A 14,488-nucleotide genomic window follows, 5' to 3' on the forward strand; every position below is an offset into this window, starting at 1 on the left:
ATCCTTCCAGCGGAACCATCGATCCCGCTATCTCGGTGTCCACCATCCGGGGGGAGCCTCACAGTGCCGATTGACGGGTGGCTCGCGGACGACTTGCGCCGGTACCTACTGGAGGTCCACCCGTTCGGCAGCGCCCGCCGCGCGGACTACGACCCGAACGCGCCATTGTTCCCTGGTCGGTACGCGACGGGGGAGACGTTGCCCGACGGACTTACACAAGACGCGATCCGGCCAGAGCGCGCGACGGTCGTTGACCCGGAGGTACGCCGGAAGAATGGGACCGCCGACCGCCGCAACGCGACCTACGACCCGACGGCGACCTGCATTCGGCCCGCGCCATCATCGGGATACAAGTGGAGCGTTCCGATCAACCCCGGCAACATCGCTGACCATTACTTCGAACCAGCCCTACGAGCGGTTGGACTGCCGCACTCCCGCTGGCACGACCTCCGCCATACGTTCGCGGTAATGAGCCTGAGCGCGGGGGAACACTACATGCAGGTCTCGAAATGGCTCGGGCATGCGTCCTACGTGACCACGCTCAACGTCTACGCGGACTACATCGCGGAGAACGAGGGCGGGAAGCAAGCCCCGCTCACCCGCCCCCTGGCGGAACCGGCCACGAAGCACTTAGTCCCGCACAGGGGGTCGAACGTAGTTCAGTTTCGACGCCGCTCGACGGGTTAGCTTCGTTGTGACCCTCCCGCTACCTGACCGACGCGCGTACTGCGTCCTCGTGTTCCGGGCAGACGTAGATTGCTGAATTGACCGTCAACACGTTCGCCTTGAACGCATCCCACGCAGCTAGGCCAAGAATCGGGTTACCACCGCCGCCTTGGGCCGCGTAGTCAGTATTCAATCGCGTCAACGTGGCTGCTGCAACTGCGGCAGGGGCTTCACCTGCGTCGAGCTGATCACAGATGATGTTGGCTTGCTTCATCGGCTCCACGCTTAAGAGGTCGCCCTTGCCTGCGCTGAGTTTCTTCATGAAGCCAGCCGCGTCGACGGGTTGCCGAGCGGTAGTCGTAGGGGCAGCGGTGGTTGCTGCCGCCTCCGGTGCGGCCTCGGGCTCGGAGCTACCGCACGCCGAAACCAACATCGCGGTCACTGCTACTCCAAAAACAGACAAAAAGGTTCGTTTCATACGCGGATCGTAGCGGCCAAGAGTAAAACGATGGCCCCCCATTTTTACAGCGGGGAGGCCCAACGTCAGGCCACTGAAAGCATACTGCCCGCGTATCCCGCGAGGACGCCTATGAACAGCAGGATGACTCCGACCCACCTGCGCTGTTTGCTGACTGCATACTGTGATTGGACGAACTCCGTGAGAGCTTGTCGTTCGATAGGAGCGCTCGGGCCTAGCTGATTGGCGATCGGTTCAAACGCCAGGGGCGAGATGGTCGGCCCCTTGATCCGCCCTCCGCCGAATCCTGGATAACTGCGACCACTTTGTTTGGCGAGCGCCTTTATGTGCTCATCCTTCGCAGTTTGCGCTTCGTCCAACTTCTTTTTAAACGAATCGAGGTTGCGCTGTGCCTGCCGTACATCAAGCACGACTAAACCAGCGCCGACGAGTTGAAGCGCGAGGGCAACCGTGTACAGCAAATATACAGCGAGGTCCATGGTAGCTTTCTTGGCTTGCGCATCTTGCAAGTATCCCAATTAGGGAAAAGAAAAGGTCAGAAAGGTGGCTCTTCAATCCCAAGTTCCGTGAAGATTTCTCCCAATTTTTCGTCAACCCCGGATGAATTCACGCTCACGGCCTCGTAGAGAGAGTCAAGCTCGTAGACGTTGTAATTCGCGGATTCGTACTCCACCGTCTCGACGGTCCTGCCGCTACCATCGATGATCTTGAATACGTAGGGCGCAGAACCATCGCCGTCGCGTGTCGAGATTACGATCGTCGTGTTGGTCAAAGTGAGCTCGTAGCGGTCGGGGCCCGTGCTCTCCCAGCTAACGCGATCTGGTCCAGTGCTACGGGTTTTACCGATCAGGCTTGAAATAAGTAGCGACATTCTTTGAGCGTGTGGACGTGTCATTCGAGCTCCTGGACTGATTGTTGGGCGGCCAGTGGTCCTAAGTCTGCGGTTACCTCACCAATCGCTTTTCGAAGCCGACTAGTCTGGGTGGTCCAATTGGTGGTGTTGTCGAATTGAAGAATTTCCAGCTTCAACGTCTTGACTGCAACGATTGACTTTTGGATATTACTCATAAGCGTCTTTTCTTGAGGCTTACTCGGGTCAAGAAACTGTCTACACATACCCGCCTGCCAACGCCAATTAAGAATGGCAACGGTGAGCAGTTCGGGAGATTTCTTGTCTATGGCTGAGTCGATGTTTTCTTCGAGTCGAACAAGGTGCGGGCCAATTGAGGCTGTACTCAGCAACTTGAATTGCTCGCGAGCAGACTTCGCTGCTGCCTCGGCTGCGGCTTGCGCTGCCTCGGCTGCATCCTTCGCCTTGATGGCGGCGCGTTTGGCAAGAACGGCTTGCCATATCGCGGCTACGAAGCCGATCAAGGCGAGCGGAACGCTCAGGGCGGCGTTAGTCCATTCCAACCACGGCCAGATCAACGAACCCCCTAGTTGTCACACCCCAGCTTCGGACGTTGGCAGTCTAGCTGCCCTACCCGACACGATCGCGCTTCACGCGTAAATCACGCGCGTTTCGGCCTTGGATCGGTCGGTTCAGCCCCTCGGATCGGGCCTCGCAGGCGCTCTACCTGCGCCTTTACGTGGTGCCCTCGGCAGGATTCGAACCTGCGACCTACCCTTTAGGAGAGGGTTGCTCTATCCCCTGAGCTACGAAGGCGAGTTGTGCACGTGCGAGTGTACAACTCGCCTTGTCAGTCGGCGGCAATCGCGTCGACGATTGTCGAACGTGCAGCGTGGAGGGCTGGGGGTGCCGATCCGATGAGTGAGAGGGCGAGTGCGACGAGTCCGTAGATCAACACGGTCGGCCCGATGGAGTAGGGGATGAAGATTCCGGTGCTCGCGCCGAGGATGAGGGTGCTGAGGTATTGCAGGGCGGCGCCGATTCCGATGCCGAGAATGCCGCCGACGATCCCGACGGCGACTGCCTCCGCTATGACCATCCGTGCGAGTGTGCCGCGGCGCCCGCCCATGGCGCGTAGGACGCCGAGTTCGCGTCGGCGTTCGAGGACGGACAGTGTCAGCGTGTTCAGTAGTGCTACGGCGGCGACGAGTGCGACGATCCATTGCAGCGCGACGGCCAGCGCTCCGGCCTGCGCGATGGACCCGCTGGCCCCGGCCAGCGCTTCCTCGCCCGAGTAGACGTACACCTCTGGCGGCAGGGTGGAGTCGAGTTCGCCGAGCACGGTGGCGGCGTCCCCGTCGATGGCTATTTCGAGGTAGGTCGCGCCGGGGCGTTCGTACCATTGCTGCATCGATCGCAGCGAAATGGCCATTGTTCCCCCTGCGGCGTTGAGGTAGTCGACGAGTGCCAGGACTTCGACTTCTCGGATGCCTGTAGGGGTGGGCAGCTCGATGGTGCTTCCCACCGAAATGCCCTGTGCTTCACCGAGTGTGCGAGAGATCGCGACACCGTCGCCGCGTAGCACCGCAGAGCGAACGTCCTGGTCGAGGACGGACAGGGTGACGGCATTGCTGCCCTCGCCGACTGCTTGGATGGAGACGAATTCTTCGCCGAGCGTGGCGTAGGCCCATTGACCTTCGACCACGTTCTGTACTCCTGGGGTGTCGCGGACACGTTGCACCACTGCGGGATCCAAGGTGGAGCCCGCGGGCACAACCGAGCTTGGGGTGAGTGAAACGTAGATGTCGGTGCGACCGAGTGAGGACAGTGAATCCGTCGCTGCGGAGGTCAAGTTGTCCAGGGCTCCGGACACTCCGACACTGACTCCGACGGCGACGACGATGGTCATCACCGTCGCCCAGATCCGTCGCGGTGCGCGTTCGACGGTGGCCGTCGCGAGTCGGCCTGCGCCACCCCAGCGGCGGGGGAGTGCGGCGACGGCGTCGACGATGAGATCGGTTCCGCTGATGCAGAGTGCCACGACGCCGACCAGGAACAGTGCACCGGCGGCGAGGGTGAGTTGGCCTTCGACCGTGGACGCGAGTACGACGGCTCCGACGATGCCGAGCACTCCGAGTGATGCAGCGCCGACCGTGACGTACCTACTTCTGCCGGTGTCCGTTTCCGAGCCCCCGACGGCGAGTGCTTCTATCGGCGAGATTCGGTACACCTGAACTGCGGCGAGCGCGGAGGCTCCGACGCAGGCCAGGATGCAGGCGATGATCGCTACAGGGATGGCGTAGCCCGGCAGCACGTATTCGATGCGAGTGTCGATTTCTTGTACCAGAAAGGGCGGCAGACTGCTGATGGCGATGCGGCCCATGATGATTCCGAGCGGAGTGCCGATTGCCCCGCCGATCAATCCGACCAGGGCTGCTTCACCGAGGAGATCGCGGACGATGGTCGAGCGCCTGCCACCGAGTGAGCGCAATACCGAGATGGTGGGTCGACGTTTGGCTATTGCCATGTTCATGACGTTGAACACGAGGAAGCCTGCGACGACGAAGGCGATCAGCGAGACCATCAACGTTGCGTTGCGTGTCAGGCTGATCGCGGCGTCCGCTCGATCGGCTCGGAAGTCGGGGTCCATCACCGCGACGCGGCCGGCGACGGCGTCGGTCACTGCTTCCTCGACACCTTGATCCGGACCGTCGATCACGAAGATCGAGTCGATTTTCCCTGCGCGATCGGTGAGCGTCTGCGCCAAGTTCAATGGTGTGAGAACAAACTTTCCGCCACCGATTCGCTGCGATCCTGCACCGGAGATCACACCGGCGACGGTCAACGGTGTCCCGCCGACCTCGAAACTTTCGCCTTTCTGCAACCCCGTCGAGGGTCCGACGAGCACTGATCCAGGCTTGGCGAATTCGGTGACCGACCCGGAGACGGCGGATTGCAGATCGGAGTCCAGTGCCGTGATCGAGGAATCGACGCCGATGACGGTGATCTTCCCGATCCCGGTCATGAGGTCGCTGCGGAGTATGGGAACGGCCGCGTCGACGCCCGGCACTGCGCGAACCACATCGAGTTCGGACTGGGAGAACCCACTGTCGGTGACGCCGATGACTTCGAGGTCCGCGTTGCCGGCAATGGAGGCGGTGAGCCGTTCGACCGATCCGGTGAGCGAACCGTATGTTCCGAGCACTGCGATGAGCAGACCTGCGGCGACGGCGACGACGGCCGCCGAGACGAGCGTTCGAACCCAGTGCATGCGCAGATCTCGAAGCCCGAAAACTCGGAATCGACTGAGAGCGGTTTCGATCACAGTCCGGAACCGGACAAGACATCGGTGTCGATCCGGCCGTCGAGCATGCTGATGACCCGGTCGGTGTTGCGCGCGGCCTCGAGGTCATGCGTAGCCATGACGACGGCTCGGGTGCGCTCGCTGTCGTGGGCTATGTCGGCGAGGATGTTCAGAACGGTTTGGGAAGTCTTGGAATCGAGGTTGCCGGTCGGTTCGTCGGCGATCAGCAGCGCCGGATTCATGACGAGAGCTCGGGCTATGGCGATGCGTTGAATCTGTCCACCGGACAGTTGCGCGGGCCGGTGCTCGGCTCGATCGGCCATGCCGACCATGTCGAGCAAGCGGAGGGCATCGGCTTTGGCCTTACGTATGGGCATTCCGTCGAGAAGTTTGGGGACGGCGACGTTCTCCCACGCCGACATCGTCGGGAGCAGATTGAAGAACTGGAACACGAAGCCGACTTCGTGCCGTCGAAAGTCCGATTGCTCGTTGTCGCTCAATCGGGTGATGTCGACGCCGTCGAAGATGACCGATCCCGAGTCTGGCACGTCGAGGGCACCGAGCATGTGCAACAAGGTGCTCTTCCCCGCGCCGGAGGGAGCGACGAGCGAGACGAACTGTCCACCCTCGATCGTGAGATCTACGCCGTCGAGGGCTCGTACCGGTTGATCTCCGGCCGAGTACTGCTTGACGACGCGGTTGAGGTGTAGCGACAGTGCTGCCATGTTCATGGCTCCCGTTCCAAAAAGGAGAACCGCCCACACAAGTGCGGGCGGTTCTCTGTAGTGACAGCGTCCGCCAGTGCGCCTCTCGGCAAGAGGCCGCTCGAAGCGGCAAATGTGTTGGTACCCGGGGCATGGATCGAACGCTGTCGAAGTGTTCAACCACGGCCCTGAGGTAACTATTCCTCCACTGTTACTACCCTGGTCGGAGAATTTCTAAGCAGCACCCTGAGAGGCTTCGAGCCGGCGCGCGACAAGTGCAGCTTGAAGGTGGCGGATGCCCGAGGGACGGGTCGGATCGAAACCGGTGAGCTGAGCGATCCGCTTGAGCCGATAGTCGACCGTGTTGGTGTGCAGATGTAGCTGGCGCGCCGATCGCTGTCGGTTGAGGTCGTGCGAAATGTGGATCTCGAGTGTTTCGAGCAACTCCGGCGAAGAATCGAGTGGTTCCAAAATCTGGCGAAGGTGACGGCGGCCTGGACCAGGCCGGGTGAGCTGGTATTCGAGGACCAGATCGTCCATTCGGTACAGACCCGAAGGTCGGTGAAGTTGGTGCGCGAGCGCAAGAAGTTCATGGACCTGGTCGGCAACTGTGGGGATGTCGGGCATGGCGGCCTGCTCGGCTGTCACGGTGACGGGAACTTCGGCGGCGGTACTGATGCGATGCACCAGAGCTTCGACCCATTCTTCATCGTGAACGCCGGGGATGAGCACGGTGCCGCCCTCGGTGCTCAGCATCGACAACGGAGTGCGCCCGCATATCGTTGCCAATTCGGCTTGTACGCGTCGTAGCTTGCGACGGGCCGCGACTGTCTTCTGGATCGCCGGGTCGTTCTCGTCCGGGTGCGGGGGGACGGAGATCGCGAGTACGAGGTAGCTCTCGGCGAGTTCAATGCCGGACTGGCGCGCGATTGCGACGGCATTGTGGCCGCTGAGTAGTGAGGAGACCAATGTGTGTGCAGCTGTGTGGTGTTCGCTGGCGACCGCCTGGAGTTCCTCGACATAGCTCTTCGACGCCGCGATGGATACTTTCTCCGACAGCAGCACGAACATCCTGGCCGCCTCGATCAGGTTGCTGGTGTCACCTTCGCCTGCGCGCTTGGATACGAGATTCCAGCCGATCTGAATTCCCTCGTGATAGACGGTGAGCACTGATTCGAGTGGCACACCTTCGCGTGCCCACTGGCTCGCCTTGGCTCGCAGTTGGGCGAGATCGCTCTCGTTGGGGGGTCGACGTTCGTCGAGCATCTGGACCGCGATGCTGATGCATTTGACGGTGAATTCGGTGACGTCGCCGTGCAACTGCTCGCCGGGCAATGAACCGCAGGGAGTGTTGGCGGCGAAGTGGCCGACGAGTTGGCGTGCCACGGCACGGAAATCGCGAAGCGGAGCGGACGCGAGCTCGCCTGCGACCATTATTCCGAGGCTCTTAGTGTTGTGAACGGTCACAGATCAGCCCTTCGGGTAGGAACTTCAGCTCTGGAGGGAACAAAGTTACTCACACGTTCTATAGTGCAAACTTGCATTTTTTTAGAGTGAGGCACGGTATCTGAACGCTTTTCCATACTTCGAGTTTGTTTCCTGGCCTCTAACGGACTTGATCATAGGATGTTATCAACGCGTTATCCAGGGTTTGAAAGAAAGAATTTGTGAAGGCTCTCAAATTCATGTCCTGAGGCTTGCGACATGACCTAAACAATCAGAATCTGGTTCGCGCCACGGTGGTCGACCGCTTAGCGTTGTCGATCGGGCTGAGAAACGTGCGAGATGCGAGCGAGGGGGTGGGATGGTCAGCGGGTCGGTGAGTCAACTGGTATTGCTTCGAGAGCTGGAACCGGTGATCGGAGCGAATCTGCACAGGCACTTGGCTGCAGCGACCACCTGGGACCCGGCAGAGTACGTAGATCCCGAGAGGTATTGGCGCCAGCGCCGATCCACACTGACCGAGACTGCCAAGGCAGCGCTGGTCACCGCGCTACTGACGCACAGTAGTACTGCGCTCGATCACCTCGAAGCGTATGGGACGAGTACCGCTCGCAACACGTGGTCCAGATGGATGCACGAGTGGAACAGTGAGAAGAAGCGTCACGCCGAGGCGATCCATCGATACCTGGTGGCGACGCGCAGCGTAGATCCGGTTGCGTTGGACCGAGCGCGTTTTCAGTGCATGACCGTGGGGATCGAATCCGCGATGGAAGGACAGCACCTGCTGCGGTCGATCGTGCACGCCACGGTCGACGTCATGGCCACCATGGTCAGTCATCGCAACACGACGGCCGAGTGCAACGATCAGGTGGCCACGAAACTTCTGGGGCGCATCGTCGCGGACCAGCAACTGCACCTGGATTTTCTTCGCGACGCAGCGTCTGCCGCGCTCGATATCGCACCTGCCCAGATGGCGAAGGCCATCACCGAGGTCATCCTCAACTTTCGGATGCCGGGCACCGGTATGCCAGGTTTCGAACGCAGCGCGATGCTCGTCTCACGCAACGGGATCTACGATCTACGACGTCACCTCGACGAAGTGTTGTTGCCGATCCTGAGGCACTGGCGAATCTTCGACCGTGTCGATCTCGGCCGGGGTGCGGGAAGCACGGCGATACTCTCGGACTTCCTCGACGACTTGGAAAACCAGGCGGAAGTGATCGAGGCCCAAAAGCTCCGTGCGTCGTAGGGGCGACGTACGAGGAAATAGCTCCCCGGGGGGTCTGTGGGAAAAGTAGCCTCTCTCCGGTTTCGTGATGGAACTGGAGGGAGGCACCTTTTTGTTGCCCCCGTCGGGACCGCATGTCGTCTATCCTGGGCCGACATCTGATCCCTACCGGAGGTTCGCACGTGAATAGATCCCGAACCATTGTCGTAGGCATCGACGGATCGGAATCGTCTGACCGTGCGGCGATCTGGGCCGCCCATTCGGCCGTTGCCAGGAACGCGGTGTTGCGCATCGTCACCGCTATCGCATCGCATTCGCCACTTACGCCGCGAGACCCTGGCGAAACAGCGCGGGCAGTAGCGGGCTCACGCCTCGATGCCGCCCGAATCCTCGCCCGTGAGTCGGTCGAAGGTGCCCCGCTCGATATCGTCGTCGAAGCGCGTGAGGGCAACACCGTCGACGTTCTGCTCGACGAGTCGTCCAGAAGCGACCTCGTGGTCCTCGGTGCGCGTGGGCTCGGCGAATCGGATTCGGGGGTACTGGGATCGGTGGCGGTCGCGCTCAGCGCGCATTGCATCTGCCCGGTCGTGGTAGTCCGTGGGCGGTCCATGGATGGTCTGCCGCCGGCTCAGGGGCCGGTAGTGGTTGGAGTCGACGGCTCGGCAATCAATCAGCTTGCGATCGTTGCCGCGTTCGTCGAAGCAGCGCAACGTGGTTCGGCGTTGATAGCGGTGCACGTCTGGTCCGATGTCAGCCTCTCGCACGGCGCAGGTGTACCGCAGGACTGGGATGTCATCTCCGCCTCCGAACAAGCCGTGCTCGCGGAAAGCCTTGCAGGCTGGCAGGAGAAGTATCCGGACGTCGAGGTGCGACGCGTCGTCGCCCAGGATCGTCCGGTGCGCGTGCTCAGTCAGTTGTCCGAGCAGGCCGCGCTGATCGTGGTCGGCAGTCGTGGACGAGGCGGATTCACCGGCATGTTGCTCGGATCCACCAGCTACGCGTTGATCCAGACTGCCGACTGCCCGGTGATGGTGGTTCGCGGCTCCTAGATGGAGACGGTCAGGAGAAACGCGACGTCTTCGACGGCCTCGACGCTGTGCCTCGCGTCCGGCACGACCAGGAGATCGCCTGCAGAGCCCTTCCAGGACTTCTCGCCGCTCACCAGCTTGAGCTGACCGCTGAGAACGATCACGGTCGATTCGCCGGACAGGTCGTGCTCGCCGAGCTTGGTACCTGCGACGAGAGCTACCACTGTCTGACGGAGATGGCGCTGATGGCCGCCGTAGACGGTCTGTGAACTTCTGCCACTGGACGTGCCGACGGCAAGTTTCAACTGTTGTCGGGCAAGGGCGGTGAGTGACTTCTTGTCCATGCGCTCATTATGACCCACGAGCAGCTTCGGTCAGAGCGGTCTGCTCGAATGACTGTGCAGATCAAGTACTTTGGTAAGCCTTGCCGTACTGAACGTGGCGATATCGGATGCCTTCGTTTCGGCTGATCAACCATTGTCCGGTAAGTGCCGACCACTCACCGGTGACCTCCGGCGCCGAGGTATCGCCCTCTATATCGAGGTCGATTTCGGTGACCTGCAACTCCGTCGCCAACGGCATTGCCGCTCGGTATATCTCACCTCCGCCGATGATCCAGGCGGTGTCGCCTTCGGTGAGACTCAGCGCAGCGTCGACGCTGGAGACGACCTGAGCGCCTCGCGCCTGCCAGTCCGGGTTGCGGGTGACCACGATGTTGCGTCGGCCCGGCAGCGGACGGAACTTCGGCGGAAGAGAATCCCAAGTTTTGCGCCCCATGATCACCGCGTGATCAGCGGTGATCTGTTTGAAATGCGCAGAATCCTCCGGTACTCGCCAGGGGATGGACCCGCCGTCGCCGATGGTTCCGCCAGTGGCCTGCGCCCAGATCATTCCGATATGACGAGTGGGCATCAGACTGCCACCGGCGCCTTGATGGCCGGGTGGTGCTCGTACCCGACGACCTCGACATCTTCGAAGGTGTAATCGAAGATCGAATCACGCTGTGCGAGTTTCAGCTTCGGGTAGGCGTACGGCTCACGGGTCAACTGCTCGGCGACCTGATCACGGTGATTGTCATAGATGTGGCAGTCCCCGCCCGTCCATACGAAGTCACCGACCTCGAGGCCGACCTGCGCCGCCACCATGTGCGCCAACAACGCATAGCTCGCGATGTTGAAAGGAACGCCCAGAAAAAGATCGGCGCTGCGTTGATACAGCTGGCACGACAGCTTGCCGTCGGCAACATAGAACTGGAAGAACGCATGGCACGGCGGTAACGCCATTTGCGCAATCTCACCGACGTTCCACGCCGAGACGATCATGCGTCGTGAATCCGGGTTGGTGCGGAGGGTATCCATCACCTGGGAGATCTGGTCGATGTGCTCGCCCGACGGCGTCGGCCACGATCGCCACTGCACGCCGTAGACGGGCCCGAGTTCACCGTCCGGGGCTGCCCACTCGTCCCAGATGCTGACACCATGCTCGCGCAGCCACTCGACGTTGGACTCGCCGCGCAGAAACCACAGCAATTCGTAGACGATCGACTTCAGGTGCACGCGCTTGGTGGTGATCAGCGGGAAGCCCTCGCTGAGATCGAAACGCATCTGATGCCCGAAGATGCTCGTGGTACCCGTTCCGGTACGGTCCGATTTGGCAGTGCCGGAATCGAGAACGTGGCGGAGCAGGTCCTCGTACGGCGTTGGAACCTTCACGGTGAACAGTGTAGGCGCATACTGTATCAATGCCTGAGCTGCCCGAGGTGGAAGCGCTCGCCGGGTTCCTGCGCGCGCACGCAGTAGGGGCCGTCATCGGCCGGATCGACATCGCCGCGCTGAGTGTCCTCAAGACATTCGATCCGCCCGTCACCGATCTGCAGGGGCGTGATGTCACCGATGCGGCTCGGTTCGGCAAACACCTCGGATTGCAAGCAGGCGACCTGTGGTTGATCACCCACCTCTCACGTGGTGGCTGGCTGCGCTGGACCGACAACCCGAGCGCCACGCCGCCGAAGCCGGGCAAAGGCCCGCTAGCGCTCCGAGTCCACTTCTTCACTCCCGAAGGGCTGACGCCGGCCATCGACTTGACCGAGGCAGGCACCAAGAAGCGGATGGCAGTGTGGGTCGTCCACGATCCGCGCGAAGTTCCGGGAATCGCCCGCCTCGGTCCGGACGCGATGGACGTGACCGAACCCGAGTTCGCCGAGCTTCTCGGCGGCACCAACGCGCGTCTGAAGACGGCCCTGGTCGATCAGTCGCTCATCGCCGGGATCGGAAACGCATATTCCGACGAGATTCTGCACGTGGCGAAGCTGTCCCCGTTCGCCTCGGCCGGCAAACTCGACGCCGAGGCCGTGTCCGTGCTGTACCGGTCGATGCGCGAAGTGCTCGCCGACGCCGTCGCCCGCTCCGAAGGGCAGGACGCCGCACGACTGAAGGGCGAGAAGCGGTCCGGAATGGCTGTGCATGCCCGAACGGGTTTGCCGTGTCCGGTGTGCGGCGACCCGGTCCGCGAGGTGTCCTACGCCGAGCGATCGTTCCAGTACTGCGCGACCTGTCAGACGGGCGGCAAGATTCTTGCCGACCGCCGGATGTCGCGGCTTCTCAAATAGCGGCGCTGAACGGCTCGGTCATCTGGCTCGCATATCCGCGGTAGCCCTCCCATGCGAGCCGACGGTCGCGTCGAGGATCGCGCTGCACGCGTGTGCGGACGTCGAAGATCATCGTTTCGCGAGTGTCCTCGGAGTATTCGGGCCACGACTCCAGCGGTGCGCCGGTGGTTGCGAAGTGCAGCCACTGCGACTGCACTTGCTCGGTGACAGCAGCCCAGGCCGAACGGCCTCCTGGAATCGTCATCAACTTGCCGACCACTGTGTCGTTGAGACCGAATACTGCAGACATCTCGAATCCGTGCGTCGCGTCGAGTCCGAGCCACCGCATTATTCTCGGCGCGAAGTCGAAGCGATAACTGTAGGTCGGTGCGTACTTCGAATGCGCTTCGGCAACCTCGAGCGAAGGCTTCCAGAAGGTGAAGTCCCCGCCCAGGTCGATCGCGGCATCGGCGTCGGGATAGCCGGGATAGGCGTCGGTGACAGCAGCTTTCGCCGCCGGATCGGTAAGGGCGAACAGCTTGTCGATGCGTTCGGGGTTGGTCGGCAACGCATCGAGGATCTTGGGAAACAGTGTCGCCTCGCGGCTGTTCGTGCCGATGATCAGCGGCACTCGGTGTGCAGTGCCGTCGGCATAGGCCTCGAGCGGATTGCGCGGCAGGAAATCCCCGTCGACGACCGGACCGAACGGGTGCAGCCCGGGAGTTTGTTCGAGAACTGACTTGGCGAGCCTGTTTCCGGCACGGCCGAACTCTGTGACATCGGCGGAGTCCAGTGTCTGCGCGGCATGTGCGGCGTCGCCGCCGAGGTGACCTAGGAACTCCTTCGCCCACTGTGTTGCGCGCTCGTGCGTCGCGACGAGACCTGGCACCGAACTCTCCGAAACAGCCTGCCTGAAGAACCCTTTGGCTGCAGGTGTCGTAAGCAGAGTCGTGACGGCATTGGCGCCCGCCGATTCTCCGAAGATCGTCACGTTGTCGGGGTCACCGCCGAACCGGTCGATGTTGCGCTGGACCCATTCGAGCGCCGCCACTTGATCGCGCAATCCGAGGTTCGAATCGAACTGCCGCTCGGGCGTCGACAACTGGGTCATATCCAAGTAGCCGAGGGACCCGAGACGGTAGTTGATCGACACATAGACGATGCCGTCACTCTCGCGTAGCGAACGTCGTACCAACGAGCCGCCGGCGTACAACGGCGTCGCTGAGCTGCCGAGGGTATAGGCACCGCCGTGAATGAACACCATGACCGGCCTCGGCTTCGCGCTCGCTGCAGCGGGGGCCAGCACATTGAGGTTGAGGCAATCCTCGCTCACCGGCTGGTACTTGTTGATGGAGAGTCTGGTGTAAGCCTTGTTCTGCACAGACGCGTTGCCCCATTCGATCGCGTCCCGAACGCCCTCCCACGCCACGGTCGGTTGCGGCGCACGCAGGCGTAGTGGTCCGACGGGCGGTGCCGCGTACGGGATGCCGCGCCAGGTCAGAAGGTCCCCCAGCGACTTGCCTTGGATGACGCCGTCCGCGGTGGTCACTCTGGTATCCACTGACATACACCGAGTGTACAAATGTAACGTTACCCAGGGGTAGGAGTGGAGAATGGGGAGATGCTTTTCCACTACCGCGCGGAGATCGTGCAACTTCTCGTATCTCCGGCCCATGCGTACTTCGGTCGTTCGAAGGACGGCCCCGCGGCGGACGTGTCCACCGAGCTGGTCGACCGTGTCGAGATCGTCGCGAACAAGGGTATCCGCGGAGATCGCTTCTTCGGTGTGAAAGCGCACACCGAGGCGGCGATGACGTTTCTTGCCGCGGAAGCGTGGGAGGCGGCCGGTGACGTGCTCGGCACGGACATGCCCGATCCGTCCGTGGCCAGGCGCAACGTGGTTGTACGCGGCGTCGAACTCGATCCGCTGCGTGGCATCGAATTCGAATTCGAATTCGACTCCGGCGAAGGCACAGTGCGATTCCGCGGAGGTAGGCCCGCGCATCCCTGTTCATGGATGGATTCGATGGTGATCCCCGGCGCCCGGAAGGCATTGATCGGCCGCGGTGGTCTGCGGACCGAACCACTGAACGACGGCATCCTGCGCGTGGGTCCGGTGACCCTGCACTCCCCGGTGGAACTGGATGCGGCAAAGGCGTCGTCGCAGGTGAAACGAGCCCAACCCCTGCGATAGGTTGCG

Annotated in this window: 16 protein-coding genes and 1 tRNA gene; 5 read left to right on the plus strand and 12 right to left on the minus strand. The window is 61.8% G+C overall.

What is annotated here, in order from left to right; all coding sequences use genetic code 11:
* The first annotated feature begins 63 nt into the window (after positions 1-63).
* Positions 64-687, plus strand: a complete 624-nt coding sequence (locus tag BJI47_RS00015) for a tyrosine-type recombinase/integrase (RefSeq protein ID WP_088941788.1) — start codon at positions 64-66, stop codon at positions 685-687.
* A 19-nt stretch (positions 688-706) separates the two neighbouring features.
* Here BJI47_RS00015 and BJI47_RS00020 read toward each other — a convergent pair whose 3' ends face one another.
* The 8 genes from BJI47_RS00020 to BJI47_RS00055 all read right to left on the minus strand — a co-directional run bounded on the left by BJI47_RS00020 (position 707) and on the right by BJI47_RS00055 (position 7,436).
* Positions 707-1,144 carry a hypothetical protein gene (locus tag BJI47_RS00020; RefSeq protein ID WP_139804837.1) on the minus strand — a complete coding sequence of 146 codons (438 nt, stop codon included), beginning with the start codon at positions 1,142-1,144 and terminating at the stop codon, positions 707-709.
* Between the two features lie 65 nt (positions 1,145-1,209).
* Entirely contained in the window at positions 1,210-1,623 is a 414-nt protein-coding gene (locus BJI47_RS00025; RefSeq protein WP_125458614.1) for a hypothetical protein, read from the minus strand.
* A 56-nt stretch (positions 1,624-1,679) separates the two neighbouring features.
* Positions 1,680-1,916, minus strand: coding sequence for a hypothetical protein (locus BJI47_RS00030; protein WP_125458615.1), 237 nt, complete (start codon positions 1,914-1,916; stop codon positions 1,680-1,682).
* A gap of 119 nt (positions 1,917-2,035) precedes the next feature.
* Complete coding sequence (locus BJI47_RS00035; protein ID WP_088941792.1) at positions 2,036-2,572, minus strand: hypothetical protein; 537 nt, start codon at positions 2,570-2,572, stop codon at positions 2,036-2,038.
* A 162-nt stretch (positions 2,573-2,734) separates the two neighbouring features.
* A tRNA-Arg gene (locus BJI47_RS00040) sits at positions 2,735-2,810 on the minus strand.
* A gap of 34 nt (positions 2,811-2,844) precedes the next feature.
* Entirely contained in the window at positions 2,845-5,319 is a 2,475-nt protein-coding gene (locus tag BJI47_RS00045; RefSeq protein WP_088941793.1) for an ABC transporter permease, read from the minus strand.
* A complete protein-coding gene (locus BJI47_RS00050; protein ID WP_088941831.1) occupies positions 5,316-6,014 on the minus strand; it encodes an ABC transporter ATP-binding protein in 699 nt (232 codons plus the stop codon). Before BJI47_RS00050 ends, BJI47_RS00045 begins: the two co-directional genes overlap by 4 nt.
* A 222-nt stretch (positions 6,015-6,236) precedes the next feature.
* Positions 6,237-7,436 carry a helix-turn-helix domain-containing protein gene (locus BJI47_RS00055; protein ID WP_254900306.1) on the minus strand — a complete coding sequence of 400 codons (1,200 nt, stop codon included), beginning with the start codon at positions 7,434-7,436 and terminating at the stop codon, positions 6,237-6,239.
* A 385-nt stretch (positions 7,437-7,821) separates the two neighbouring features.
* Between BJI47_RS00055 and BJI47_RS00060 the strand changes: the two genes are divergently transcribed.
* Both BJI47_RS00060 and BJI47_RS00065 read left to right on the plus strand, forming a co-directional pair.
* On the plus strand, positions 7,822-8,694 hold the full coding sequence (locus tag BJI47_RS00060) for an acyl-ACP desaturase (RefSeq protein WP_254900307.1): 873 nt from the start codon (positions 7,822-7,824) through the stop codon (positions 8,692-8,694).
* Between the two features lie 161 nt (positions 8,695-8,855).
* Complete coding sequence (locus tag BJI47_RS00065; protein WP_088941796.1) at positions 8,856-9,722, plus strand: universal stress protein; 867 nt, start codon at positions 8,856-8,858, stop codon at positions 9,720-9,722.
* Here BJI47_RS00065 and BJI47_RS00070 read toward each other — a convergent pair.
* From BJI47_RS00070 to BJI47_RS00080, 3 genes are all read right to left on the minus strand, one after another.
* Positions 9,719-10,045 carry a cupin domain-containing protein gene (locus BJI47_RS00070; RefSeq protein ID WP_084347738.1) on the minus strand — a complete coding sequence of 109 codons (327 nt, stop codon included), beginning with the start codon at positions 10,043-10,045 and terminating at the stop codon, positions 9,719-9,721. The genes BJI47_RS00065 and BJI47_RS00070 overlap by 4 nt on opposite strands.
* A gap of 61 nt (positions 10,046-10,106) precedes the next feature.
* On the minus strand, positions 10,107-10,613 hold the full coding sequence (locus BJI47_RS00075) for a dihydrofolate reductase (protein ID WP_088941797.1): 507 nt from the start codon (positions 10,611-10,613) through the stop codon (positions 10,107-10,109).
* The gene (locus BJI47_RS00080; RefSeq protein WP_088941798.1) at positions 10,613-11,413 is read right to left on the minus strand and encodes a thymidylate synthase; all 801 of its coding nucleotides are present in this window, start codon (positions 11,411-11,413) and stop codon (positions 10,613-10,615) included. The genes BJI47_RS00075 and BJI47_RS00080 overlap by 1 nt, the downstream gene beginning before the upstream one ends.
* Before the next feature lie 29 nt (positions 11,414-11,442).
* Here BJI47_RS00080 and BJI47_RS00085 point away from each other — a divergent pair, with 29 nt between their 5' ends.
* Complete coding sequence (locus tag BJI47_RS00085; protein WP_088941799.1) at positions 11,443-12,309, plus strand: Fpg/Nei family DNA glycosylase; 867 nt, start codon at positions 11,443-11,445, stop codon at positions 12,307-12,309.
* Here the strand turns inward: BJI47_RS00085 and BJI47_RS00090 are convergent.
* Positions 12,302-13,855, minus strand: a complete 1,554-nt coding sequence (locus BJI47_RS00090; protein ID WP_088941800.1) for a carboxylesterase/lipase family protein — start codon at positions 13,853-13,855, stop codon at positions 12,302-12,304. The genes BJI47_RS00085 and BJI47_RS00090 overlap by 8 nt on opposite strands.
* A gap of 54 nt (positions 13,856-13,909) precedes the next feature.
* Between BJI47_RS00090 and BJI47_RS00095 the strand changes: the two genes are divergently transcribed.
* Entirely contained in the window at positions 13,910-14,482 is a 573-nt protein-coding gene (locus BJI47_RS00095) for a molybdenum cofactor biosysynthesis protein (protein WP_088941832.1), read from the plus strand.
* Positions 14,483-14,488: the final 6 nt, after the last annotated feature.

The organism is Rhodococcus sp. 1168 (genome assembly GCF_002091955.1).
Classification (GTDB): Bacteria; Actinomycetota; Actinomycetes; order Mycobacteriales; family Mycobacteriaceae; genus Rhodococcoides.

What these genes read in the sequence shown, in the direction of transcription:
- BJI47_RS00095 (WP_088941832.1), top strand. Translation starts at nt 13,910, where the DNA reads ATGCTTTTCCACTACCGCGCGGAGATCGTGCAACTTCTCGTATCTCCG.
- BJI47_RS00090 (WP_088941800.1), bottom strand. Translation starts at nt 13,855, where the DNA reads ATGTCAGTGGATACCAGAGTGACCACCGCGGACGGCGTCATCCAAGGC.
- BJI47_RS00075 (WP_088941797.1), bottom strand. Translation starts at nt 10,613, where the DNA reads ATGCCCACTCGTCATATCGGAATGATCTGGGCGCAGGCCACTGGCGGA.
- BJI47_RS00020 (WP_139804837.1), bottom strand. Translation starts at nt 1,144, where the DNA reads ATGAAACGAACCTTTTTGTCTGTTTTTGGAGTAGCAGTGACCGCGATG.
- BJI47_RS00070 (WP_084347738.1), bottom strand. Translation starts at nt 10,045, where the DNA reads ATGGACAAGAAGTCACTCACCGCCCTTGCCCGACAACAGTTGAAACTT.
- BJI47_RS00055 (WP_254900306.1), bottom strand. Translation starts at nt 7,436, where the DNA reads ATGGTCGCAGGCGAGCTCGCGTCCGCTCCGCTTCGCGATTTCCGTGCC.
- BJI47_RS00085 (WP_088941799.1), top strand. Translation starts at nt 11,443, where the DNA reads ATGCCTGAGCTGCCCGAGGTGGAAGCGCTCGCCGGGTTCCTGCGCGCG.
- BJI47_RS00025 (WP_125458614.1), bottom strand. Translation starts at nt 1,623, where the DNA reads ATGGACCTCGCTGTATATTTGCTGTACACGGTTGCCCTCGCGCTTCAA.